The sequence below is a fragment of the uncultured Dialister sp. genome, from assembly GCF_937959425.1.
In the GTDB taxonomy this organism is placed as follows: domain Bacteria; phylum Bacillota; class Negativicutes; order Veillonellales; family Dialisteraceae; genus Dialister.
Genome location: NZ_CALGPS010000119.1, coordinates 1 through 25,309, shown reverse-complemented (window position 1 = coordinate 25,309; position 25,309 = coordinate 1). Strand labels below are relative to the sequence as shown.

The window sequence follows — 25,309 nt, the reverse complement described above, 5'->3', positions numbered from 1 at the left end:
CCCCTTATATTTCTTCCAGCGCTTCCATACCCATGACAAGGGCGGCGTTTCGGCTTTCGCGGCCCCAGCGGCGCTGGTCGTGGGCAAGGGATGCCAGGGTGTCGGCGGTGAACATGATTTCTGCGAATTCCTTTTTCCGGAAGCGGGCGCAGGCGGCGAGGGCGCTGGCTTCCATATCCACCAGGGCGCAGCCTTCTTCCCGGCGGCGCCGGATTTTTTCTTCCGTTTCCCTGAAGAAGCCGTCGCTGGTCCAGGTGGCGGCGGGGCGGAAGGGGAGGCCTTTCTTTTTGAAATAGTCCTTCAGATGGAGAAGGGGCGCCTTGTCCATTTCGATGAACCGGGAGGGAGGCAGGTAGTGGAAGGAGGTGCCTTCGTCCCGAAGGGCCTTCTCAATGGGGAAGAAGCAGTTTTCCGGAATGTCTGTGAGGGAGCCGCAGCAGCCGATGGCGAGCACCTTTTCTGCGCCGTAGGCGAAGAGCCTTTCTTCGATGAGGACGGCGGAGGAGGCGCCGGCAGGGGCCTGCACCAGAAGAAGGGGCTCTTTCCCGGGGATTTCATAGAGGGGAAAGGGCTTGGTGAGGGAGAGGAAGGAGCCAATGACTTTTCCTTTCCTGCTTTCCGCAAAGGCGGCAATCCTCTTTTCACCCAGAAAGGCCATGAGGCAGCGGCGGGGAAGGCGGAGGGGAAGGCCTTCGAAGTCTGGCGCAATGAGCCCTTCTTCCCTGCTGTATTCGGTAAGCGGCAGATCTGACAGTTTCATGGTAATCTCCTTTCATGAAATATCTATCCTCATTATAAGGAAGGCGGGAGCGAATGCAAAGGGCTTGTGTACGCTCCCTGCCAATGGTATGATACAGGAAGAAAAGTACATATCTGCAGGGCGGCGGTTGGAGGAACCGGCGCCTTTTTGATTTGATGGGGGCGGTACTATGAAATACATTGATTTCCACTGCGATACCATAACGGAGCTCCATGATCATCCGGAGAAGGGAAGTCTTCTGAAGAATTCCCTTTATGTGGATTTGGAGAAATTGAAAAAAGGGGGCTGCTTCATCCAGGACTTTGCCCTCTGGGTGGACAAGAAGGAAACGCCGGATGTGTGGAAACGGTATGAGGATCTGCTGGGCACCTTCCGCAGAGAAATGGAAACCTGGCACCGTCTCATCTGCCCCATCCGCTGCCGGGAGGATCTGCGGGAAGCGGAGGAAGAGGGAAAGATAGGGGCCCTGCTTTCGGTGGAAGGCGGGGAAGCGGCAGGGGGCAGCGTGGAAAAACTGGAGCGCATGTACAAAGACGGCGTGCGGCTTATGACTCTCACCTGGAACTATCCCAATGAAATCGGGTTTCCCAATGGCATGGAAGGGGGCATTACGAAAAAGGGCTGGGAAATCATTAAGGCCATGGAAAGCCTTCATATGATTGTGGATACCAGCCATCTGAATGATGAGGGCACCAGGGAGGTTCTCATGACCTGCCATGTGGCGCCTATGGCGTCCCATTCCGATGCCCGGGCCGTCACCGGCCACAGAAGAAACCTCCCCGATGACCTTATCCGTCTCTTCGGTGAAAAGGGCGGCCTTATCGGCCTGAACTTTGCCAACCATTTTACGGGCACCGAAGACGTAACCACCCTGGACAATATCGTCCGTCACGCCCGCCATATCCGGGATGTGGGCGGCATTGACGTACTGGCTCTGGGCAGCGATTTCGACGGTATCGAGCCGAAACTGGAGCTGAAGGACGCTTCTGAAATGGGCCGCCTGGCGGAGGCTTTGAAGAAGGGCGGCTTTAAGGAAGAGGAAATCGAGAAGATTTTCTGGTGGAACGGCGAAAGGTATCTGGAGGATGTGCTGAGATAGATGATAGATGATAGAAGATAGATGGAAGATAAAATTTTCTATTTACAATCTCATACTTATTCGCTATACTTATGTATATTGATAAAGAGACAACGGAGCCCTTTTTACCACAAGGTAAGAAGGGCTTTTGCGTCTTTATGGCAAAGAGGCTGCATTCATCTTCGATGACTGCGGCCTTTTTTCGTAAGGAAGCGCTGATTCACTCATTGTCTGCTTTTATTCTTGAATTTTTAGGCAATGCAAGGAATGGGATGACGCAAATAGCGAGCTATTTAAGGAGTCCCATGACGCGGCAGTGCATAAAAATTTTTATGAAAGCAGACTCTATGAGCGGATCGGTGCTTCCGAAGGGGGAGAGATTATGAAAAAACTTCTGAAAGCTGTAATTACCGGTTCCCTGCTGGGACTGACCGTTCTTGGTTTTGCCGGCTGCGGCGGCGGACAGTCGGGAAGCGCTTCCGGCGGCGGGTCCGTACCGAAGGACACCATTGTGGTAGGCATGGCGGTGGATCCGGAAACCCTGGACCCTGCAGTCACCATGGATAACAAGGGCTGGCAGATTACCTATCCCGCTTATGAAAGGCTTGTGAAATACAAGGTAGTGGACGGCAAGGCCACTACGGAAGTGGAGCCTTCCCTGGCCAAGTCCTGGACTGTCAGCGATGACGGCCTCACCTGGACCTTTACCCTGAATGAGGGGCATAAGTTTGCCGACGGCTCTCCGGTGGATGCCAAGGCGGTGAAGTTCTCCATTGAACGTGTACAGAAAATGAAGAAAGGGCCCTCCGACTATTTCAAGGTGGTAAAATCCATCGAAGCTCCCGATGATAAGACCGTCGTCTTCCAGCTGGCCAAGCCTTTTGCTCCTTTCCTCTACACCCTGGCTGTGAACGGTTCCTCCATTGTGAATCCGAAGGTTATGGACCAGGCCAAGGACAACGACATGGGTTCTTCCTACCTGGCTACCCACACCATGGGTTCCGGTGCCTATGAAATTACTTCCTACACCCCCAGCCAGTCCATCAAGCTGGATGTGCAGAAGAATTACTCCGGCAAAGCGCCGGCCATCAAACATATCCTCTTCAACAGCATCAAGGATCCTTCCGCCCAGCGTCTGCAGCTGGAGAAGGGGGATATTGATATTGCGGAAGGCATCCCCATGGACCAGATCGACCAGCTGAAGGATAACAAGGCCATCCATATTTATGAAGATCCGTCCCTCCTCTGCTCCATTGTATACCTGAACAACCAGAAACTCCCCACCAGCAACAAGGTATTCCGCCAGGCTCTCTCCTATGCCATTGATTACAATGCCATCATCGATGGCGCTGTGAAGGGCCGGGGCCAGCAGCTCACCAGTGCTGTGCCGGAAGGCATGTGGGGTAAGGATGAATCCATCAAGGGCTATTCCTATAATCTGGACAAGGCAAAGGAACTTCTGGCCAAATCCGGAGAGAACGTGACGGAAATCAACCTGCTCTACTCCGGCCATGCAGCCTTTGACGAAGCGGAAGCCTTAATCATCCAGAATAACCTGCAGCAGCTGGGTATCAAAGTGAACCTGGAAAAAGTGGCCTGGGCCACCTTCCGCCAGAGAGCGGACAAGGGCGATTTCCAGATGGCCCTGGGCACCTGGAGCCCGGACTATAGCGATCCCCAGTTCTTCCTTTCCTACTGGCTTGACTCCTCCTACTGGGGCCTGCCAGGCAACCGCTCCTTCTATAAGAATGATGAAGTGGATGCCCTCCTCCGTGAGGCTGAGGTAATGACCGACAAAGACGGCAGAACGGAAATCTACAAGAAGGTGCAGCACATGGCCTTTGATGACGCCCCCTACCTCTTCCTCTTCCAGACCAAGGTGCTCACCCCCATGAGAGCCAATATCAAGGGCTTCGCCTATAACCCCATGCTGGACAGCATGTACGATTTCGAACACCTTTCCAAGGAATAATTTCTGAATGAATCAGTGCTTCCCTAGAAAAAGGACTTTCCCGCAAAGCCCTTTTTCTAGTGGATAAGATAGTGGGACAGTTTTCCGGTTCCCGTGCGTTATCGCCGGCTGCCTGCCAGCCGCTGCGTGACCGCTTCGCAGTCACCGCCTTTCTCCACGGGAAGCGGGGACACTATGAGTGCTGGGTAATGGCGTCACATGGTTCTGCAGGAAAACATAGAGAGGCATATTCTGCCCCCTGAATAGGGGTGGCAAGGGAACTGGATTCGTAGGGAGCCGTAAGGCGACTGAGAATCCAGTGACACGCTTCCCTTTGGGTAAGTCCCGCGAAGCGGGATAGGGGGTGGCCGCCTGTAGGCGGCCAATCGCAGTAATGCTGCTCCTGCTTATGAATCCAAGGCATCAGGCCAAGCTCAGGGAAGCACTGATTAATTCACAGAGTCTGCTTTCATAAGAATTTTTATGCACTGCTTCGTCATGGGACTCCTTAAATAGCTTGCTATTCTCGTCATCCCATTCCTCGCATTGCATGAAAATTCAAGAATGAGAGCAGACAATGATTTAATCAGCGCTTCCTTAGCTGGTAGCCGGAAGTTGATTGCGTTTGCCTTTGCTTCCAGCCTCCTTCCCTCCGACTGGGATTCTTTAGTGAGTTGGTGGAATAGTGGACTAGTAAGAGTCATCAGCAATTCTTACCGAGATTCTTCGCTGGCGCACAGAATGACGATGAGGGCGGGAAGGTTAGTACATAACGCTGACTTTATATTCATTGCCCGAAGGGCAATCCACAACCCTCGGCGCCGCAGGCGCCGTCAAACCTGAGAACCCTCCGGCCAAAGGCCGGTCAAACTTAAGGACCCTTTTACACAACCTGCGGCGAAGCCGCGCCCCTTTTCATACTGCGGCGTAGCCGCCACCACAACCTTCAGCCCGCAGGGCTGTCAGACTTAAGAACCCTTGGGCCGACAGGCCCATCAAACTTGAGAACCTTCAGTCATATCATACAAGGAGGGCTTATGATTTCATGGAGATTTATATTTCAAAAACTGATACATCTCGTCCTTGTGTTTATCGGCGTTTCCATTGTCACTTTCTGCATATCCCATGTCATTCCCGGTGACCCGGCCCGCATGCTGGTGGGGCCTCACGCGTCGCCGGAGACGCTGGAGGCGGCGCGCCAGTCCCTGGGGCTGGATAAACCGGTGCTCACCCAGTACGCCATGTACATGGAGGGTCTGGCTCATGGGGACATGGGCGTTTCCATCCGCACCCAGATGCCGGTGTCCGGCGAATTGGCCCGCTATTTCCCTGCCACCCTGGAACTGACCCTGGCGGCCATGGTGATTGCAGTGGTCTTTGGTATCTTTCTGGGGGTCCTCTCGGCGGTGCACCGGGACAGCTGGATAGACCACGTGAGCCGGGTGATTTCCATGGTAGGCGTGTCCATTCCTCTTTTCTGGTCCGGCGTGGTATGCCTCATCCTCTTTTATAAAGTGATTCCCATTTTCCCCGCCTCCGGCAGGCTGGACACCTTCCTTACACCGCCGCCGCAGGTGACAGGGCTTTATGTGATTGACGGACTTATTGCAGGAAATATGGATGTGGTGATTTCCGCCATCCATCATCTGCTGCTCCCCGCCCTCTGCCTGGCCTACGCCCAGCTGGCCATCATTGCCCGGCAGGTGAGGAGCGGCATGGTGGACGTGCTGGAACAGGACTATATCCGCACCGCCAAAGCCTGCGGCATTCCGCGGCGCCGCATCATTTACCGCTATGCCTTGAAAAATGCATTGATTCCGACGGTCACCATCACCGGCCTCACCATCGGCGAGCTTCTGGGTGGCGCCGTCATTACGGAAACCATCTTCGGCTGGCCGGGCATGGGAAAATATGTGATGGATTCCATTGCCTATCTGGATTTCCCTGCCATTATGGGCTTTACCCTGGTGGTGTCCGTGGGCTATGTGGTGATTAATATGGTGGTGGATATGATTTACAATATCCTGAATCCACAGATCAGCGGAGGTGATGAGAAATGACCGATGTGAAGGCGGAGGAAATCCTAGAGGAGCGGGAAAGCTTTTTCCACAAATCCCTGGATATCCTTTTGAAAAACAAACTCACCCTGGCTGGTATGGTGATTGTGCTCCTCATCATCCTCCTGGGCATTCTGGCACCCCTCATCAGCCCCTGGGACCCGAATCTTATGAATGTGTCAGGACGGCTGCAGGCGCCATCGCTGCACCATTTCTTCGGCACCGATGAAATGGGACGGGACATTTTCTCCCGCATTCTCTACGGCGCCCGGATTTCCATTACCGTAGGTCTTTCTATCGTCATCATTGCCGCTGTCATTGGCGTGGCCATCGGCAGTTTCTCCGGCTTCTGCGGCGGAAGGGTGGACCGTATCATCATGGCTTTGACGGACATGATTCTTTCCTTCCCCTCCATGGTGCTGGCCCTGGCTCTCACGGCGGCCCTGGGGGTGGGCCTTTTCAATACCATGCTGGCGGTGTGCATCGTCAGGATTCCTCTCTACGTCCGCCTCATGCGGGGGCAGGTGCTGTCCCTGAAGGAGGAGCCCTATGTGAAGGCGTCAAAAACCTTCGGTGCCTCTCCCTTCTGGATCGTGCTCCACCACATTGTGCCCAACTGCCTTTCACCCCTTATGGTGCAGATGACCCTGGGCATTGGCGACGCCATCCTTATTGCTTCCTCCATGAGCTTCATCGGCCTTGGCGCCCAGCCGCCTATGCCGGAATGGGGCGCCATGATTTCCACCGCCCGGGTCTATGCCATTGACCAGTGGTGGTACGCGGCTTTCCCCGGACTTTTCATCCTGGTAACGGTGATGGGCTTCAACCTTTTAGGCGATGGGCTCAGAGACATTCTTGACCCGAGAAGCGGAGAGTGATGACATGGAAAATGTACTTGAAATCGAACACCTGTCTTTATCCCTTCCGTCCAAGAAGGGTATGATTCCCATCCTCCATGATGTGAACCTGGAAGTGGGAGAGGGAAAAATCATGGGTCTGGTGGGTGAGTCGGGCAGCGGAAAATCCATGACCGCCTTTGCCGTTACCCGACTCCTCCCCGGCGGAGGCAAGGCGGAGCTGGACGGCTCCATCCGCCTCTGCGGACGGCAGCTTCTGGGGCTTGGCCGAAAAAGCATGGAAGAAGTGCGGGGAAGGGATGTGTCCATGATTTTCCAGGAGCCCATGACCTGCCTCAATCCGGTTTTTACCATCGGCACCCAGATGACCGACGTCATCAGAACCCATGAAAAAATTTCAAAGGAAGAAGCATTCAAGAAAGCTGTCTCCCTGCTGGAAGAGGTGCATATACGGAACGCGGAGGATGTGATTCACTGCTATCCCTACGAACTTTCCGGCGGCATGCGCCAGCGTGTCATGATAGCCATTGCCCTTTCCTGCCATCCCAAGCTTCTCATTGCCGACGAGCCCACCACCGCCCTGGACGTGACAGTGCAGGCCCAGATTCTTTACCTTATCAAAGAAGCCTGCCGGAACCTGAAGACCGCGGTGCTCTTCATTTCCCACGACCTGGGTGTGATTTCGGAAATCTGCGATTCTATTTCCGTCATGTACTCCGGCCACATCGTGGAGTCCGGCGACACTGCCTCTGTGCTTCAAGAACCCTGCCACCCCTACACCCGGGCCCTCATCGGGGCGCTGCCCAAATTCACCGGAGAGAATACCCATGAACGGCTTACTGCCATCCCCGGCATGGTGCCGGATCCATCAGAAAAAATGGCGGGCTGCCGCTTTGCACCCCGCTGCCCGAGGGCCACCGCCGCCTGCAGGGAAGGCCTGCCGTCGTCTGTGGAAATCGCAAAAGGCCATACCGTATACTGCTGCCATCCCGAGGAGGTGTGACATGGACATACTGGAAATCAAGAACGTAAGGAAGACTTTCCACACCCGGAGCTTCTGGGGAAAATCAAAGGAAGTACACGCCTTGAACGGCATTACCCTGTCCCTTGCCAAAGGGGAATCTCTTGGCATTGTAGGAGAGTCGGGCTGCGGGAAATCTACCCTGGCCAGCCTCATCATCCATCTGGCGGAGCCCACCGGCGGTGAAATCCTTCTTTACGGAAAAGATATTTCCCATGCAAAGGAAAAGGAGGTAAAGGAAATCCGGAAGAAAATACAGATCGTCTTCCAGGACCCCTACTCCTCCCTGTCGCCCCGCATGAAAATAGGGGATATTATCATGGAGCCTGCCCGGGTAATGGGTGAATTTTCCGAAGCCCACCGGAAGGAACGGGCGGAAATGCTCCTGGAAATGGTAGGCCTTCGGAAAAGCGTAATGGATCGCTATCCCCATGAATTTTCCGGCGGCCAGCGCCAGCGCATCTCCATCGCCCGGGCCCTTATGACCAATCCGGAAATCCTCATCCTGGACGAACCTACCTCCGCCCTGGACGTATCCGTGCAGGCCCAGGTGCTGAACATTCTCATGGACCTTCGGGAAAAACTCCACCTCACCTATCTCTTCATCTCCCACAACCTGGCAGTGGTGCGCTATATCTCCGACCGCACCGCCGTCATGCAGAAGGGGAGAATCGTGGAAATGGGGCCCTCCGATGAAATCCTCTGCCACCCCAGGGACCCCTACACCAAAGAACTCATCGCCGCCGTACCTATGATAGGCAAACCTTTCGCGGTGCCTGCAAGGATTACGGAGCTGGGGTGAGGCCGATGGTCGGCTGTCCGCTATCCGCTTGCTTGACTGAGCTACCCTGCAAGCGGTGACATATTGGTAAGTACCCATAGTCCCACCGCTTCAGCGAGGTGGCAAGCGAACACGATTCGTAGGGGAGCGTTAGCGACCTGAGAATCGTGTGAGACGCTTTCCCGTGGAGGAAGGTGGTGCCGTAGGCACCAAAGGGGGGAAAGCGGCCGTAGGCCGCTAATCATCGTAACGCGGTTCTTGCTTATGAATCTAATAGTATCGTGCCGGACAGACGGCAGCTGGCAGCCGGAAGCTGATTGCTTTCATCTCTGCATGACTCCACTCCTTCCCGCCGACAGGTGTTTAATACCGATTGCCTCAAATGTGCCTCGTACCAAGATTCTTCGCCTGCAGCTCAGTATTCTGACGATGAGGGCGGGAAGGCATTTCCGTAACGCTGACTTTATACTTCATTGCCGCCAACGGCGGCAATCCACAACCCTCGGGCCAAAGGCCCGTCAAACCTGAGAACCCTCCGGCCGTAAGGCCGGTCAATCTTAAGAACCTTTCCACACAACCTGTGGGCCCGAAGGGCCCGCCCCCTTTGGTGCCTGTCGGCACCACCTTCCCCCCGCAAGCGGGGTGACAATAAAATGGCGGCGGGCCGAATCCTCTGAACCATTTATAAGGAGGTGCCATCCATGACTATTGACTACGAAAAACTCTCCCATCTCATAGAGAAGATGATGACCTATTACGATATACCCGGCATGGCCCTTGGGGTCATCGAAAAGGGCCGGGTTCATATGGAAAGCTTCGGCGTAAGGGATAGGGCGGGCCATCCTTTCCTTACGGATACCATCAGCGGTATCGGTTCCTGCAGCAAATCCATGACCGCCCTGGCGGTGATGAAGCTTTCGGAGAAAGGGCTCCTTGATATGGACGCACCTATTTCTTCCTACATTCCCGGCTTTGCCCTCTGGGACAGGGAGGCGTCGGCTATGGTGACCATTCGGGATATGCTCTGCCACCGCACCGGCGTAGGCGGCCATGACGGCGCCTGGCCGGACAATTCCATTTCCCGGGTGGAGTTTCTGAAGCGGCTGAAATATCTGGAACCCAATGCGCCATTCCGCACCCTGGCCCAGTACAGTAATGTCATGTATGCGGCGGTGGGGGGCATTATGGAGGCGGTGACCGGGAAGAAGTGGGAAACCATTCTCCGGGAGGAAATTTTTGAGCCCCTTGGCATGGACCGCACCTTCTGCCTTATGGACGAGGCGGCGTCTGATGACAACTGTGCCATGCCCTTTTGGTGGGATCATGGCCTTCATGAAATTCCCCGCTGGAACATTGACCAGGCAGGGCCCTGCGGTTCTGTCATGAGTACGGCGGAGGACATGGTGAAATGGATTTCCCTTCATATACAAGGAGGGGAGAAGGATGGCAGCTACCTCCTTTCACCTTCTGATTTCCTTGAAATGCATAAGCCCCAGATGCTCATGGATTATCCCCATGTGAAGGGCGGAAGGAGCCTGGGATATGGTTTCGGCTGGCGGATTATGGAATACCACGGCGCTATTGTGCAGCAGCACACCGGAAAAATCGAAGGGTACAGCGCCTTCCAGTTCTATATTCCTTCCCTGTCATCGGGGGCGGTGTACCTGATGAATCTCCACGCGCCGGACAATCCTTTGATTTTCGCAGCCCAGGGCTTTCTTCTGGATGCCTTCCTGGGACGGGAGGAAGAGGACTGGTACGGCATGTATACGGAGGCAGGGAAATCCCGTGCGCCGGAGGACATGTATCACCATCTGGAGTTTGACTGCCTGCCGGAAAGCCGGGCAGAAGGGCCCCTCTCCCACAGCCTTTCGGACTACACCGGTGCCTATTGGAACCCCGGCTACGGCACTTTCTCTGTAACGGAAAAGGAGGGCAGGCTTTTCCTTCAGGAAAGGGAAGTGAAAGACCGGCCTATGACCCATCTCTACTACGACACCTTCCAGGTGGATGAGGTGAAGGAGGATACGGATTTATACCGTATACCCCTTACCTTCTACGCCGATGATACAGGCAGTATCGCCGGCTTCCATCTTCTCATGGAGCCGAAAGTGCATTCCATCTGCTTTGAAAAGGTAAAGATGATATAATAAAATTCCGCAGGGGCATCCTGCGGAATTTTAAGAGAAGGAAGAGTACACATGACAGAATATAAAATCAGACAGGGCACACCGGAAGATGCGGAAGCGCTGGCGGCAGTAGAGGCGGAATGTTTCCCGAAAGCTGAAGCCGCTACGGCAAAGGAAATCAGGGAGCGCCTTTCCGTGTATCCCAACCATTTCCTCCTTTTATACAGGGACGGGAAACTGGTGGGCTTCATCGACGGCATGACCACCGAAGAAAAGGATCTGCGGGATGAAATGTATGAGGATGCGTCCCTCCACAATGAAAAGGGAGCCTGGCAGATGATCTTCGGCTTGAACACCATTCCTGCCTTCCGCAGGCAGGGCTGCGCAGGACGGCTCATCGAAGCCTTTAAGAAACAGGCCCGGGCAGAAGGGAAAAAGGGCATCGTCCTTACATGCAAGGATAAACTGGTCCATTACTATGCAGGATTCGGCTTCGTCAATGAAGGCGTTTCCGGCTCCACCCATGGACATGTAGTATGGTACCAGATGAGGCTTACATTTTAAACAGACTGCTATAAAAAATATTTATAAGTTGCAGAAAGAAAAGCAGATACACACTGATAATACAGGGATTTTCCGGATTCCTCCTGCATAGACGGATATCCTTTCTTTCCGTGGGCAGATGATTTATAATAAATATATATAATTTTTACTATGGATTCTATCTCATATATGGGGGTTACATTTATGAAACACCGTATCATGGGAGGCCTGCTTCTATCCTTCTGCCTTCTGCCTGCTGTGGCAGGAGCTGTGGATGGAGGAAATGGAACGGTTCCGGCCCAAAGCGGCAGTACTATGCAGTTTTCCTCTGCCTTCTCCTCGGAAGGAGCAGCCCGGGAATCCGAATCCACCCTTTATTTCAATGATGGATTCGGACGGATGACAGAATTTCATATGACATCGGAAAACCATGTGATGACACTGACTATCCGTCAGAATATGAGAATTATGTGGAAAGGCAGCTGTCATGTGGACAGGGATGCCTTTTCCGTGGTCCGCAGGGAAGGGCAGGGCCATGTCTATTTCCTCATTACCCTGGGAGAACATACCTATCACGGAGAAATCAACAGGGATGACCGCTGGGATGTGCATGAGGTGAAGGATCCGTTTCAAGAAAGAATTTAATCCTTTTTTTGACGATGAACATGATTTTATTGTATAATGTATAAAACACTGAATGCGAGCTGAAATATCAGACTGTATACGATTTTAAACATTTTCCGCAAACCTGGTGAAAAGGCTTTGCAGGTGTCTTAGAGTAAGGTGAGAGTTATGAAAAGACAGATTCATTTAAAACCGGATGATCTAAAAGAAAGTGATAAACTGGGATTGACCTACAATCTGGGCCAGGCCCATAAAATGATGCTGCTTCGGCAGTCAGGCATTATGAAGAAATTCGGCCTGACCGCAAGGCAGTCCCTCATTATTGCCTATTTGTCTACCCATAAAAAAGAAGTGGTTACCCAGAAAACGCTGGAAGATCATCTGCACCTTACCAATCCCACCATTACGGTGATGGTGAAGTCCATGATTGAAAAGGGACTGATCCGCAAGGAAAGGATGCCCGATGATGCCAGGAAATACCGCCTCTTTATGACGGACAAGGCAAAACAGGTGGAACAGGCCAGCCGGGAAGCGTCCAAGGACCTGGACGAATCCTTCTACGAAGGGATTCCGGAAAGCGACATGCAGGTATTCCGCGGCGTACTCAGCCGTATCATGAAAAACCTGGACATGGGCTGATGATGAGCAGAATTTGACAAGCAAAAAGAACTGTGAGAGAAGGGCTCACAGTTCTTTTTTTATTGCGACAGCACCGGCGGGCTGCGCAGAAAGTATGATAGAAATACTTCACGGAGCTTTATTGTGCCCCCGCACAGCGGGGGAAAGGTGGTGCCGCAGGCACCAAAGGGGGAAAAGCCGACCTTGGGCGGCTAATCACTTTAATGCGATTCCTGCTGATGAATCTAAAGGTATAAGTCGGACTCAGCCGGCAGCCGGAAGCTAATTGCTTTAGCCTCTACATTTAGCGATCCTTCCCTGCCGACTGGTATTTAATGATAAATGAATCATTCACAGTGCGTACCGAGATTCTTCGCCTGCGGCTCAGAATGACTGCGTTCGGAGGGAATTTCCGTAACGCCTGCCGCCGACAGGCGGCATTAAAGCTCATCGCCGCCAAAGGCGGCGATACCACAATCCTCGGCCCTTTGGGCCGTCAAACCTGAGAACCTTCCGGCTGGAAGCCGGTCAATCCTAAGAACCTTTTCAGCTACAACCCTTCTACACAACCCGCCTGCGTCAGCAGGCCACAACCTGCGGCGTCAGCCGCGCCCCCCTTTTTATACTGCGGCGGAGCCGCCACCACAACCCTCAGCGTCCAAAGGACGCTGTCAAACCCAAGAACCCTCGCCCGCAAAGCGGGCGTCAAACTTTAGAACCTTTTGCACCCGGGCCGCAAAGCGGCCCTTTATTTCATCCTGATAATCCGATCTGCAAAGTCATGGAAGAGAGGGTCCATGACATTTCCTTCCATATTTTCCGGATGCCACTGCACGGCGCAGATGAGTTCATTGTCCTTGCTTTCCACTGCTTCGATGATACCGTCTCTGGAACGGGCAGCGGCTCTCAGGGAAGGTGCCAGTTTCTTGATGCCTTCCCTGTGACGGGAGTTCACGTAAAGGCCGTCGCCAAGGATGTCGTGGAGGTGGCTGTCCTTTTCGATTTCCACATAATGGGTGGCTATATTGCCCGGCGCCTTCTGCATGTGCTGGATAAAGGCCTTGGGATTCTGGGCCTGCATGTCCTGCCAGAGGGTGCCGCCCAGGGCTGCGTTCAGGATCTGCATGCCCCGGCAGATGCCCAGAATAGGCTTGTCTCTCTTCAGGCAGGCATGGATAAGGGCGATTTCAAAAAGGTCCCGCTTTTCATAGGTAGGCCCGATACACCACAAAGGCTCCTCTCCGTAGAAGCGGGGCGAAGGATTGGGGCCGCCGGGGAGGACCAGGGCGTCGAAGGTGTCTAGAAATTCCTCGGGATCCGCATAGTCGTCATAGGCGATGATAATGGGAAGAATGCCCGCCTTTCCCAGAGCATTCAGAAGCGGCCGGGGCGCATAGTCCGCCATCCTCTGGTTGATGGGCTTCATATCCGCCAAAAGCGTGTCCGCAGTTACCGCAGCAATAGGTTTATTCAAGATAAATTCCTCCTTTTGGGAAACAGGTTTTGATGATATACCCATCATATCATACATGGGGAAATGGTGGACTAGTGGACTGGTGGACTAGTGAGCTGGTGAGCCGGTGAGACAGTGGGACTGTGGAGTGATACGGCTGTCCGCGTTGTATATATGAAACCATGCTTAACGTCCATAGTGCCCCCGTTAGGGGGAAAAGGTGGTGGCGTAAGCCACCAAAGGGGGAGAGCCACCGAAGGCGGCTAATCATCGCAATGCCGTTCCTGCTTATGAATCCAGGGTATCAGGCCGGACCCAGCCGATTGCCGGTATTTATTGCCGATTGTCTCAAATGCACCGTGTACCAGGATTCTTCGCTTCGCTCGGAATGACCGGTGGGGCAGGGGCAAATCCGTAACGCTGATTTCATACTCATTGTCCATAAAGGGAAAAGACTCAGTACATTTTGCGCGTCGCTGGCGCTTCTACAAAATGTGTTCACTGTGCATCGCGAAGCGGCGATACCGGAACCCTCGGGCCTGAAAGGCCCGTCGCCCCTTTGAGTGGCAGCGAACACAACCCGCCGCCGTCAGGCGGCCACAACCTTCGGGGCAAAGCCCCGTAAACCTCCCTTTTTAACCCTCTGAACCCGGGCCGCAAAGCGGCCCTCTATATACTGCGGCGTCAGCCGCCACCACAACCCTCGGGCCGCAGGCCCGTCAAACTTAATAACCCTCCGGCCAAAGGCCGGTCAAACTTCAGAACCCTTCGCGCCCAAAGGGCGCGCACCCTCTTCTTTCACAAATACGGCCTATGTGATAAAATAACTTAGAAGTATTGTCTTTTTTAGGAGGTGTTACGTTGTTCGCCTATGCGTTCACGTTTCTGACGGCCCTGGTGGTCACCTTTGTACTGACGCCGGTGGTGAAGAACCTGGCTATCCGTATCGGCGCCGTGGACAAGCCTGACGCCCGGAAGGTGCATCACGGCCTCATTCCGCGGCTGGGGGGCCTGGCCATTTATGCGGGCTTCATGGTTTCCGCCATTGCCACCATCGGATTTACCTATGAAATGGTGGGCATCATGCTGGGGGCCACGTTCCTGATTATCGTAGGCATTGCAGATGATGTGGTGTCCCTGCCGCCGAAGGTGAAGCTTCTGGGACAGATTATTGCAGCTGCCATTCCGGTGGTGATTTTCAACATCAACATCGACTGGATTCATATTCCCCGGCTGGGTATCATCTATCTGCCGGAAATCATTTCCCTGCCTCTTACCATTTTCTGGATTATCGGATTTATTAATACGGTGAACCTCATCGACGGTCTGGACGGGCTGGCGGCGGGGATTGCCACCATCGCCTCCATTGCCATCGCCCTTCTGGCTTTCCAGATGGGACAGTGGACGGCGGCTGCTGCCATGGTGGCCATGACCGGTGCCTGCCTGGCATTCCTGCAGTATAATTTCAACCCTGCCAAGATTTTCATGGGGGATACGGGGTCCATGTTCCTGGGCTACATCATTGCTGCCGTTTCCGTTATGGGCTCCATGAAGACTGCGGCTGCTGCGGTGCTGGTGGTGCCGCTGGTGGCGCTGGCGGTGCCTATTACGGACACGTTCCTGGCCATCATCCGGCGCAAGAGCAGCGGCGTTCCCATCTTTTCGCCGGATAAGAACCATCTCCATCACCGCCTCCTGGCCAAGGGGCTCACCCAGAAGCAGGTGGTGCTCATTATGTATGCGCTCACCGCCTTTTTCTCCTGTGTGGCGCTGCTGGTGATTCATCTGCGTACGCTCATGGGCATTGCCATCGTGGTGATTGCGCTCATTCTTTTCATCCTCTGGGCCAGAAAGCTGGGAGTGATGAAGGAAATCGTTCCTTCTCCCTACCAGATGGAGCATAAGAAGGATAAAAAAGAAGAAAAGTGAATTTCATTTCTTTGAAATGTATTAAATAAAGAGGGTATAGTATGAAAGTAATGACCATTTTCGGCACCAGGCCGGAAGCCATCAAGATGGCCCCTGTTGTCAGGGAGCTTCTGAAGCACAAGGAAATCGAAACGAAGGTATGCCTCACGGCTCAGCACCGTGAAATGCTGGACCAGGTGGTGGATCTTTTCGACCTTCCTGTGGACTATGATCTGGACATCATGAAGAGCGGCCAGACGCTCTATGACATTACCGCCCGGGTGCTCCGGGGGCTGGAGGATGTGCTGAAGCGGGAAAAACCGGACTATGTACTGGTGCACGGCGATACCACCACCACCTTTACGGCGGCGCTGGCTGCCTTCTACCAGCAGATTAAAGTGGGCCACGTGGAGGCGGGCCTGCGGACGGGAAATCTTCTTTCCCCCTATCCGGAGGAGGCGAACCGCCAGCTCACCGGCGTTCTGGCCAATGTGAACTTTGCGCCTACGGAAACGGCAAGAGAAAATCTGCTCCGTGAAAACAAGAAGGACAGCTCCATTTTCGTAGTAGGAAATACGGTCATCGACGCCCTTCTGAATACGGTGAAGAAGGATTACCATTTCGAGGATCCGGAAATCGAAGCCATTGAGGAGCATAAACGGGTGATTCTTGTCACCACCCACCGCCGCGAAAATCTGGGGGACCCCATGCACCATGTATATCGGGCCCTGCGCCGTCTGGTGGAAGCGGTTCCGGATACGGAAGTGGTGTTCCCGGTTCATAGAAATCCTCTGGTACGGGAAGCGGTTTCCGAGGAACTGGAAGGGGTGCCGGGCATCCATCTGGTGGAACCCATGGAATACGAACCTTTCACAAACCTTATGGCCAGAAGCGCCATCGTCCTCACCGATTCCGGCGGAATCCAGGAAGAAGCGCCCAGCCTTGGCAAACCGGTGCTGGTGCTCCGTGACACCACAGAGCGTCCGGAAGCGGTGGAAGCCGGCACTGTCCGCCTGGTAGGCACCGATGAGGAGAAGGTTTTCGAAACAGCCTACAAACTTCTTACCGATGAAAAGGAATACAAATCCATGGCGGAAGCGGTGAATCCCTACGGCGACGGCCGCTCGGCAGAGCGCATTGTGGACGCGCTTTTGTGGATTGAAGGAATTAGTGACAAAAAACCTACTAAATTTATAGCCAAGTGACAATGGTTATGGTATACTGAGACAGTATAAATGCAATTTGTGTTTAACGTGCCCATTTTTGTAAATGCAAATCCGGCCTGTCCGGTAGGGTGGAGAGACATGGAAAAAAGGAAGGATTCGAAAAAAGCACCCGATGATTTTGATCCGCTGCACAGCATTGCAGTGGCGTCAGGCGCCGGCATCACCCTCCTCGTTTCCATCGGCATCGGCCTCTGGCTGGGGCTGAAATGTGATGAATACCTGGGGACTTCTCCCTTCGGCACCATCGTTTTCTCCATTGTAGGAGCCATGTCCGGCATGTATTCGGTGATTAAACAGATTCTGGGAAAGAAATAGCATGAAATTTGATCTTACATTTCCAACCTATGCAGCCCGCATGACCAGGTTTCTCCTTGTATTTCTCATTGTCGGCACAGGAATCCTCTTTGCGTGGAAGGGCTGGACCTACGGCGCTGCCTGGGCCCTGGGGACTCTTTTCCATATACTTTTCTATAAATTAATGGTGGTCAAGTTTAACCAGTGGGTTAAAGCTGAAAGGGAGCCGGAGTTTATTGGACAGCATCTATTCATATTCACTACAATGCGGTTCATTTTGGAAATACTTTGCGCCCTGGCGGTGATTTTCAGCCCGCTGGATATACTGGCCTTTTTAGGTGGCTTACTTACACTGCCCGTCGCGACTCTGGCAGAGCGCGTGGTCGGTTTAATTAAGGAATAGGGACTTTTTCTTGACATCCTTGTAAGAGAGAGGGGGTGAGATTATGCATCTGCACACAGGTACACACGTTGTAGAGCAGCTTTTCGGCATGTCTGTGAACATGGACACGATTTTTACCACATGGCTTACAGCCCTTATCGTTTTCATCCTTGTCTTTGCCGCTACCCGGGGCAAATCTTTGATTCCCGGCGGCTGGCAGAATATGGTGGAATGGCTTATTGAAGGTTTGTGCAATCAGTTTGACAGCAATCTGGGGCATAAATACCGTCAGGTAGTCAACATTCTTCTGACCTTTTTCCTGTTCATCTTTACAGCCAACCAGATCGGCCTTCTGCCTACGGAGCATCTGACTGCTTCACCAACCAATGACGTGAACACCACACTGGGTCTGGCTATTGCCAGTTCTCTGCTCCTTCACTTCTACTTCATTAAGAATAAAGGTGTTGGACATTGGCTGAAGCACTTTTTTGAACCGTTCCCGGTTTTCGTTCTGATGAACCTGATTGAAGAGATTGCAAGGCCGGTTACGCTGGCTATGCGTCTATTCGGCAACATCCTGGCCGGCGAAATCCTGCTGGAAATTCTGTATTTCCTCTGCCCGTGGTTCGTACCTATGATCTGGATTGCTTTCAGCTTGTTTGTCGGAGCAGTTCAGGCATACATTTTCACCACCCTGGCTTCCGTGTACATGAAGGAAAGCCTCTAATCTTCGGTGGAGCAGAGCGCCGCTCTTTAATAAACGGCACGGCACCGTCCGTCCAAACGGCTTGTCAATCTATCGGTACCGGCCGTCTCCGGAAATATTTAAGTGATTCTCAGGAGGAATTATTATTATGGATCAGACAATCGTCGCACAGTATTCTCTTATCGCAGCCGCTTTCATCGCTGGCCTGGCATCTATCGCAGCTGCCTTCTCCGACTCCAAAGCAGCTTCCCATGCACTGGAAGGCATGACCCGTCAGCCTGAAATGGCCGGCAAGCTCTTTACCAACATGCTGGTTGCCATCGGCCTTATCGAATCTATCCCGATTATTGCTATCGTTATCGCTCTGGTTCTCGTATTCGCTAACCCATTCCTTAAATAATATTATCCAATATTAACTTAAGGAGGGATCGAATTGGTAGAACTGAATGGTACACTGCTGATTCAGATCATCAACTTCGTTATTCTGTGTGCAATTCTTGGTCATTTCTGCTACAAACCGCTACTGAAAGTTCTTGATGAACGTAAGAACCGCATTAAGAATGATCTGGACTCCGCTGCCGCTTCCAAGGCAGACGCTGAAAAGCTGAAGGAATCCTATGAAGAACAGCTCCGCGATGCACAGGCTAAAGCCCAGGAAATCGTGGACAAGGCTGTAAAAGAAGCCAAAGTCCAGGCCGATGCCCAGATTAAAGAAGCTCATGCCGCTATTGAAAAGGAAAAGGAAAACGCAACCAAACAGATCGAGAGAGAACGCAAGGATGCTCTTGAAGAATTGAAATCTCAGGTTGCAGGCCTCTCCTGTGAAATTGCAGCTAAGATCATCAGCAAAAATATGACGCCGGAAGCTAACGACCGGCTGATTGCGGAAAGCATCGCCAAGCTGGGTGCCCGCAAAGCAGGTAAGTAATCATGGATAAGAACGTAATCCTTGCAAAAAAGTACGGACGTGCTATCTATGAGATCGCTGCTGAGCAGAACAGCTTGAAACAGACAGAAGAAGATCTGGTGCTGATTGCAGACGCTATCCGCAAAAATCAGAACCTCAAGGATTTTCTGAATCATCCTCTGCTTGCCAGGGATGTCAAGAAAGATACGTTAACAAAACTCTTTGCAGACAAGGTACAGCCGGTTGTCCTGCAATTCTGCTACGTGGTTATGGACAGAGACCGTTTCGATGTATTCCCCATGATGGTGGACTACTACGTAACCCAAGCCCATCAGGGCCTGGGCGTCGAAGAAGCAGTGGTAACATCTGCCCTTCCGCTCAGCAAGTCTCAGGCTGAAACGCTGAAGGAAAAACTTTCCGCCATGACCGGCAAAAAGATTCTCCTGAAGCAGAAAGTGGATGCAGCCCTGATCGGCGGATTCACCGTACAGGTGGGCGACCGCCTCATCGATGGCTCCGTGGCCAGATCCCTGCAGACACTGAAAGCGAAAATGATGCAATAATTGAGGTGACTTATAGGAAATGAAAATCAGTTCAGATGAAATCACATCTGTCATTAAAAAACAGATTGAAAACTACAAAGTAGACCTCAATGTCGATGAAGTTGGTACAGTCCTTGAAGTCGGCGACGGCATTGCCCATGTCTATGGCCTGCAGAACTGCATGGCCGGCGAACTCCTTGAACTGCCGAACGGCGTTTACGGAATGGCGCTGAACCTGGAAGAAAGCAACGTAGGTGCCGTACTTCTTGGTAAGTCCGAAACCATTAAGGAAGGGGACACTGTTAAAAGAACAGGCCACCTCATGCAGGTACCGGTAGGCGACGCAGTTATCGGCCGCGTTGTTAACGCACTGGGCCAGCCGATTGATGGCAAAGGCGAAATCAAAACCGACGAATTCCGCGACATTGAAATCAAAGCACCGGGCATTGCCGACAGACAGCCGGTTAATGTTCCTCTGCAGACAGGTCTTAAAGCTATCGACTCCATGGTTCCTATCGGAAGAGGCCAGCGTGAACTTATCATCGGCGACCGCGGCACCGGTAAGACAGCCATCGGCATTGATACCATTCTGAACCAGAAGGGTCAGAACGTCATTTGTATTTACGTATCCATCGGCCAGAAGAACTCCAACGTTGTTCGTGTATACGAAAAACTGAAGTCCGCAGGCGCCATGGATTACTCCATCATCGTCCATGCAGGCGCATCCGAAGGCTCCCCGATGCAGTACCTGGCACCGTACTCCGGTGTCTCCATCGCCGAACACTTCATGCACCAGGGCAAAGACGTCCTCATTATTTATGATGACCTCTCCAAGCACGCCGTAGCATACCGTGCCATGTCCCTGCTGCTCCGCCGTCCACCGGGACGTGAAGCATACCCTGGCGATGTATTCTATCTGCATTCCAGACTGCTGGAACGTGCAGCACGCCTCTCCAAAGACCTGGGCGGCGGCTCCATTACAGCACTCCCGATCATTGAAACCCTGGCAGGCGACGTAGGCGCCTACATTCCGACCAACGTTATTTCCATTACCGACGGCCAGATTTACCTGGAAACCGCACTCTTCTACTCCGGTATCCGTCCGGCAATCAACGTAGGCCTTTCCGTATCCCGTGTAGGCGGCTCCGCCCAGATCAAAGCCATGAAGCAGGTAGCCGGCACCCTCCGTCTGGACCTTGCCCAGTACAGAGAACTGGCAGCCTTCGCACAGTTCGGATCTGACCTGGATCCTGCCACCAAGGCACAGATCGACCGCGGCCAGAGAACCACCGAAGTCCTCAAACAGCCGCAGTATTCCCCGTACCCCGTCGAAGACCAGGTACAGGCCATCTACGTAGCAGTTAAAGGCTACCTCGATGACATCGGTGTAGATGAAGTCGTAGACTTCGAACACCAGATCCTTGCATTCCTCCACAGCAGCCATCCGGAAATCGGCGAAGACATCGTGAAGAACAAGAAACTGACCGATGAAAACGAAGAAAGACTGAAGGCCGCTATTGTTGAATTCAAAGAACGCTACAAAGCTAACAAAGCTGAAAAGTCTGACAAGGTAGAGGGGTGATCTGATTGGAAAGTACGCGTGATATAAAAGGGCGCATTAAATCTGTCACCAACATCCAGCAGATCACAAAAGCAATGAAGATGGTTGCCGCTGCCCGCCTGCGTAAAGCAGAAGAAAAGGCAAACGGCTCCCGTCCCTATGCTGAAAAAATCGGAGAGCTCCTGCGCCGTGCTTCTTCGGTAACACCCGGTTTTACCAGCCCCCTCCTTCGGGAAGGTGAAGTAAAGAAGGTCGGATATCTCGTCATCAGCGCAGATAAAGGCCTTGCCGGTGCTTATAACTCCAACGTTATGAAGCAGACCATGCACGAAATCTCCGGTAAGGATCGTTCTACCTATGCACTTTATGTGTGCGGCAAACAGGGTAAAAACTACCTTAAATTCCGCGGGTATGATCTTGACTCCTATCACTTCGGATTTTCAGATAAACCTCAGGCCCAGGACTCCATCGACGTAGCCAAGGAAATGGTTGACTACTTCGTAAAGGAAGAAGTGGATGAAGTTTATATCATTTACACCAGATTTATCACCGCTCTTCGCCAGCAGGTACAGGTAGAAAAACTTCTGCCCGTCCAGAACCCGGCAGATGCGGACAAGGAAGCAGAAGGACAGCTCCAGACAGAAGAACCCTATATGTTCCTCCCCGATGCAGCCTCCGTCCTTTCCAAACTGCTCCCTGAATATGTACAGGTCCAGGTTTACAACGCCATGCTCCAGTCTGCTGCTTCCGAACTGGGAAGCCGAATGGCTGCCATGTCCGCTGCTACCGACAACGCTACCGAAAGAATCGCCGACCTCAACCTTACGTACAACAAAGCACGCCAGGCCCAGGTTACCAACGAAATTTCCGAAATTGTCGGCGGTGCAGCTGCGCTGGAATAACCTATATCGATTAAGGAGGAATGCTTCTTCATGGCAAATGAACAGGAGATGCAGGTAGGTAAAGTCGTCCAGGTCATCGGCGCCGTAGTCGATATCGCCTTCGACGATGACAAAGAACTTCCTGCCATCTATAATGCAATCCATGTAAAAGACGACAAAGGCAGCGTTCCTGTAGATGTTATCTGTGAAACCATGCAGCACCTCGGCGACGGCGTAGTCCGCACCGTAGCCATGAGCTCCACAGATGGCATGGTACGTGGAATGAAAGCTGTCGACACCGGCCGTGCAATTGCAACCCCGGTAGGCGACGGCGTCCTTGGACGTATTTTCAACGTATTAGGCCAGACAGTAGATAAAGACCCCACACCGGTCAAAGCAAAAGACTACTGGCCCATTCACCGTCAGGCACCGGCCTTCAAAGACCAGTCCCCGGCAGCTGAAATTTTCGAAACCGGCATCAAAGTCGTAGACCTCATCTGCCCATACGCAAAAGGCGGTAAGGTAGGTCTGTTCGGCGGTGCAGGCGTAGGTAAAACAGTCCTCATTCAGGAACTGATTCACAACGTAGCATCCGAACACAACGGCTGCTCCGTATTCTGCGGCGTAGGCGAACGTACCCGTGAAGGCAACGACCTCTGGGGCGAAATGAAAGACTCCGGCGTATTGAACAAGGTAGCCCTTGTATACGGCCAGATGAACGAACCGCCGGGAGCCCGTATGAGAGTCGCTCTCACCGGCCTCACCATGGCAGAATACTTCCGTGATAAAGAACACCAGGACGTACTTCTCTTCGTAGATAATATTTTCCGTTTCGTACAGGCAGGCTCCGAAGTATCCGCCCTCTTGGGCCGTATGCCGTCTGCCGTAGGTTACCAGCCAACCCTGGCCACCGATATCGGCGAACTGCAGGAACGAATCACCTCTACCAAAGAAGGCTCCATTACATCCGTACAGGCAGTCTATGTACCGGCCGATGACCTCACCGACCCGGCTCCGGCAGGCGTATTCACCCATCTGGATGCTACCACCGTACTGAACCGTTCCATTGCAGAACTGGGTATCTATCCGGCCGTTGACCCCCTGGACTCCACTTCCCGTATCCTTGACCCGAACGTACTGGGCAAAGAACACTACGAAGTAGCCCGCGGCGTACAGGCTATCCTCCAGCGCTACAAAGAACTGCAGGATATCATCGCCATCCTCGGTATGGAAGAACTTTCCGACGACGACAAAGTCATCGTTGCCCGCGCAAGAAAGATCCAGAGATTCCTGTCTCAGCCATTCTTCGTAGCTGAACAGTTCACCGGTTCCCCGGGAAGATATGTACCGCTGAAAGAAACCATCAGAGGCTTCAAGGAAATCCTTGCAGGCGAACATGATGATATGCCGGAAGGTGCATTCTACATGGTGGGCACCATTGATGAAGCAATCGAAAAGGCTGAAAAGATGAAGAAAGGGGAATAAGCCATGGCTGATACCCTTACTAATCCTATGCACGTGGAAGTCATCAGTCCCGACGGCGCCATCTATAAAGATGACGGCGTAGACATGGTGGTTGCCCGTGCGGAAGATGGCGAATTCGCTGTCATGAAACGCCACCTTCCCCTTGCTGCCGCCCTTACCATGTGCGTAGTGCGCGTGAAAAAAGGCGACCAGGAGGAACGCATTGCTGTATTTGGCGGATTCCTTGAAACCAAAAACAGCAGAGTCAACGTCATTGCTCCGCTGGCCGAACTGGCAGAAAACATTGACGTAGCCCGTGCCCAGGCGGCTAAGAAACGCGCTGAAGAAAGACTGGCTCACCGCACCGAAGAAATCGATGTGGACCGCGCCAGACTGGCCCTCATGCGTGCCCTTGTCCGTCTCTCCGCAACAAAAAGTCTCTAATTCCTGAAAAAGAGCTGCTGAATGAAAATCCGGCAGCTCTTTTTTCATGCCCGAACCCTCCTTTTATGATAAGATGGAGAAAACAGAAAGGAGAAAAACCATGAAAAAAATCATCGCCATCCTCACTGCTTTCTTCCTCCTGCTTGCTGCAGCTCCTTCCCAGGCGGACTACACCGAATGGAAAGACAGCACCTATGACTTTTCAAAACATTCCTCTATCTACATGGGCGAAATGGACACCTCCGCCATCGATGACATAAGCCCTGCAGGAGAATGGAAACTGAAGGAAATACTTTACCGGAAACTTTCAAAGGTCAAAAGCCCGGCCCTTATCATTTCCAACCCCAAACCCCGGGGCTCACTGGAATCCACTGAAAAAACAGAAGACGCCATCATACAGAACAGGGACACCGCCATCCCCCAAAAAGCCATCGCCAGCGGCGCCGCCATCTACATCCAGCCCCGCCTCACCGCCTGGCAGGTAGACTCCTACCTGGTGCCCGCCCATACGGAATGGAGAGAAACCGAAGTCCGGGACGCCTGGCGGGATAAAGACGGAAACTGGCACGAATACTACCGTACCGTTACCTACCCCGAATACGTGCCCAACCACTGGGTACCCTATGCAGAAGTCACAGTCACCTTCGAATGGTACGACACCAAAACAGGAAACCTCATCGCCTCCAGCGAAGACAGCCGCACCAGAGGAGCCGAAAGCAGCCCCGAAAACCTATACGGAAGGATTATCGACCGGTTCATTAAGAACATGAAAAAGACAGTAGGGTAGAGGGACAGGGGCAGCTATCTCATAAGTGGCTCAATGCATTTGCTATTCTGCCCCCTGAATAGGGGGAAGTCCGGCGCAGCCGGATAGGGGGTGGCCGCGTGAGCGGCCAATTTAACAGCATGGCATCTGAAGAGATGAGTCATAAGTGTTTTTCTCATTTCGGCGGTTCCCCCTTTGGTGCCTGCGGCACCACCTTCCCCCCGCAGGCGGGGGGACAACAACCCGCTTTATACATAGCGCAACTTATGAGGAGAGGACAAGTATAGAGAGGCTTTATTCAGCCCCCTGAATAGCAATGCTATTGCGTTAAGAAGAATTCAGAAAGTACATGTCAT

The 25,309-nt window shown here is 52.9% G+C and carries 25 protein-coding genes; 23 read left to right on the top strand and 2 right to left on the bottom strand.

Annotation, left to right across the window (positions count from 1 at the left end; genetic code table 11):
* Positions 1-4 precede the first annotated feature (4 nt).
* Positions 5-760, bottom strand: coding sequence for a nucleoside phosphorylase (locus Q0482_RS05325; protein WP_299144301.1), 756 nt, complete (start codon positions 758-760; stop codon positions 5-7).
* 169 nt (positions 761-929) lie between these two features.
* Between Q0482_RS05325 and Q0482_RS05320 the strand changes: the two genes are divergently transcribed.
* From Q0482_RS05320 to Q0482_RS05275, 10 genes are all read left to right on the top strand, one after another.
* Entirely contained in the window at positions 930-1,859 is a 930-nt protein-coding gene (locus Q0482_RS05320; RefSeq protein WP_299144298.1) for a membrane dipeptidase, read from the top strand.
* 361 nt (positions 1,860-2,220) lie between these two features.
* On the top strand, positions 2,221-3,810 hold the full coding sequence (locus Q0482_RS05315) for an ABC transporter substrate-binding protein (RefSeq protein WP_299144294.1): 1,590 nt from the start codon (positions 2,221-2,223) through the stop codon (positions 3,808-3,810).
* 1,016 nt (positions 3,811-4,826) lie between these two features.
* Positions 4,827-5,849, top strand: coding sequence for an ABC transporter permease (locus Q0482_RS05310; RefSeq protein WP_299144291.1), 1,023 nt, complete (start codon positions 4,827-4,829; stop codon positions 5,847-5,849).
* Positions 5,846-6,724 (top strand): ABC transporter permease subunit, encoded by an 879-nt coding sequence (locus Q0482_RS05305; RefSeq protein WP_299144287.1) that lies wholly within the window; start codon positions 5,846-5,848, stop codon positions 6,722-6,724. Before Q0482_RS05310 ends, Q0482_RS05305 begins: the two co-directional genes overlap by 4 nt.
* 4 nt (positions 6,725-6,728) lie before the next feature.
* Complete coding sequence (locus Q0482_RS05300) at positions 6,729-7,706, top strand: ABC transporter ATP-binding protein (protein WP_299144284.1); 978 nt, start codon at positions 6,729-6,731, stop codon at positions 7,704-7,706.
* A gap of 1 nt (position 7,707) precedes the next feature.
* Positions 7,708-8,526, top strand: coding sequence for an ATP-binding cassette domain-containing protein (locus Q0482_RS05295; protein WP_299144281.1), 819 nt, complete (start codon positions 7,708-7,710; stop codon positions 8,524-8,526).
* A 680-nt stretch (positions 8,527-9,206) separates the two neighbouring features.
* A complete protein-coding gene (locus Q0482_RS05290; RefSeq protein ID WP_299144278.1) occupies positions 9,207-10,655 on the top strand; it encodes a serine hydrolase in 1,449 nt (482 codons plus the stop codon).
* A 51-nt stretch (positions 10,656-10,706) separates the two neighbouring features.
* Positions 10,707-11,198 (top strand): GNAT family N-acetyltransferase, encoded by a 492-nt coding sequence (locus Q0482_RS05285; protein ID WP_299144275.1) that lies wholly within the window; start codon positions 10,707-10,709, stop codon positions 11,196-11,198.
* A 183-nt stretch (positions 11,199-11,381) separates the two neighbouring features.
* Positions 11,382-11,822, top strand: coding sequence for a hypothetical protein (locus Q0482_RS05280; RefSeq protein WP_299144273.1), 441 nt, complete (start codon positions 11,382-11,384; stop codon positions 11,820-11,822).
* Positions 11,823-11,969: 147 nt separating this feature from the next.
* Positions 11,970-12,440 (top strand): MarR family winged helix-turn-helix transcriptional regulator, encoded by a 471-nt coding sequence (locus Q0482_RS05275; protein WP_299144270.1) that lies wholly within the window; start codon positions 11,970-11,972, stop codon positions 12,438-12,440.
* A 727-nt stretch (positions 12,441-13,167) separates the two neighbouring features.
* Here the strand turns inward: Q0482_RS05275 and Q0482_RS05270 are convergent.
* Positions 13,168-13,893 carry a gamma-glutamyl-gamma-aminobutyrate hydrolase family protein gene (locus tag Q0482_RS05270; protein WP_299144267.1) on the bottom strand — a complete coding sequence of 242 codons (726 nt, stop codon included), beginning with the start codon at positions 13,891-13,893 and terminating at the stop codon, positions 13,168-13,170.
* 840 nt (positions 13,894-14,733) lie between these two features.
* Between Q0482_RS05270 and Q0482_RS05265 the strand changes: the two genes are divergently transcribed.
* From Q0482_RS05265 to Q0482_RS05205, 13 genes are all read left to right on the top strand, one after another.
* The gene (locus Q0482_RS05265; protein ID WP_291056358.1) at positions 14,734-15,801 is read left to right on the top strand and encodes an MraY family glycosyltransferase; all 1,068 of its coding nucleotides are present in this window, start codon (positions 14,734-14,736) and stop codon (positions 15,799-15,801) included.
* Positions 15,802-15,842: 41 nt separating this feature from the next.
* Positions 15,843-16,985 carry a UDP-N-acetylglucosamine 2-epimerase (non-hydrolyzing) gene (wecB, locus tag Q0482_RS05260; protein ID WP_299144264.1) on the top strand — a complete coding sequence of 381 codons (1,143 nt, stop codon included), beginning with the start codon at positions 15,843-15,845 and terminating at the stop codon, positions 16,983-16,985.
* A gap of 99 nt (positions 16,986-17,084) precedes the next feature.
* Positions 17,085-17,321, top strand: coding sequence for an AtpZ/AtpI family protein (locus Q0482_RS05255; protein WP_299144262.1), 237 nt, complete (start codon positions 17,085-17,087; stop codon positions 17,319-17,321).
* A 1-nt stretch (position 17,322) separates the two neighbouring features.
* On the top strand, positions 17,323-17,703 hold the full coding sequence (locus tag Q0482_RS05250; protein WP_273187910.1) for a hypothetical protein: 381 nt from the start codon (positions 17,323-17,325) through the stop codon (positions 17,701-17,703).
* A 43-nt stretch (positions 17,704-17,746) separates the two neighbouring features.
* Positions 17,747-18,409 (top strand): F0F1 ATP synthase subunit A, encoded by a 663-nt coding sequence (atpB, locus tag Q0482_RS05245; RefSeq protein WP_008859675.1) that lies wholly within the window; start codon positions 17,747-17,749, stop codon positions 18,407-18,409.
* Positions 18,410-18,536: 127 nt separating this feature from the next.
* On the top strand, positions 18,537-18,788 hold the full coding sequence (atpE, locus tag Q0482_RS05240; RefSeq protein WP_008859676.1) for a F0F1 ATP synthase subunit C: 252 nt from the start codon (positions 18,537-18,539) through the stop codon (positions 18,786-18,788).
* Between the two features lie 33 nt (positions 18,789-18,821).
* Positions 18,822-19,316, top strand: coding sequence for a F0F1 ATP synthase subunit B (atpF, locus tag Q0482_RS05235; RefSeq protein ID WP_299144259.1), 495 nt, complete (start codon positions 18,822-18,824; stop codon positions 19,314-19,316).
* A gap of 2 nt (positions 19,317-19,318) precedes the next feature.
* Positions 19,319-19,858 (top strand): F0F1 ATP synthase subunit delta, encoded by a 540-nt coding sequence (locus Q0482_RS05230; protein ID WP_299144258.1) that lies wholly within the window; start codon positions 19,319-19,321, stop codon positions 19,856-19,858.
* 19 nt (positions 19,859-19,877) lie between these two features.
* Positions 19,878-21,419: a F0F1 ATP synthase subunit alpha gene (gene atpA / locus Q0482_RS05225; RefSeq protein ID WP_299144256.1), complete on the top strand. Its 1,542-nt coding sequence runs from the start codon at positions 19,878-19,880 to the stop codon at positions 21,417-21,419.
* 5 nt (positions 21,420-21,424) lie between these two features.
* The gene (gene atpG, locus Q0482_RS05220; protein ID WP_299144255.1) at positions 21,425-22,300 is read left to right on the top strand and encodes an ATP synthase F1 subunit gamma; all 876 of its coding nucleotides are present in this window, start codon (positions 21,425-21,427) and stop codon (positions 22,298-22,300) included.
* A 30-nt stretch (positions 22,301-22,330) separates the two neighbouring features.
* Positions 22,331-23,764, top strand: coding sequence for a F0F1 ATP synthase subunit beta (gene atpD, locus Q0482_RS05215; RefSeq protein ID WP_299144253.1), 1,434 nt, complete (start codon positions 22,331-22,333; stop codon positions 23,762-23,764).
* Between the two features lie 3 nt (positions 23,765-23,767).
* Positions 23,768-24,187, top strand: a complete 420-nt coding sequence (locus Q0482_RS05210) for a F0F1 ATP synthase subunit epsilon (protein WP_299144252.1) — start codon at positions 23,768-23,770, stop codon at positions 24,185-24,187.
* Positions 24,188-24,287: 100 nt separating this feature from the next.
* A complete protein-coding gene (locus Q0482_RS05205) occupies positions 24,288-24,974 on the top strand; it encodes a hypothetical protein (protein ID WP_299144250.1) in 687 nt (228 codons plus the stop codon).
* Positions 24,975-25,309 lie beyond the last annotated feature (335 nt).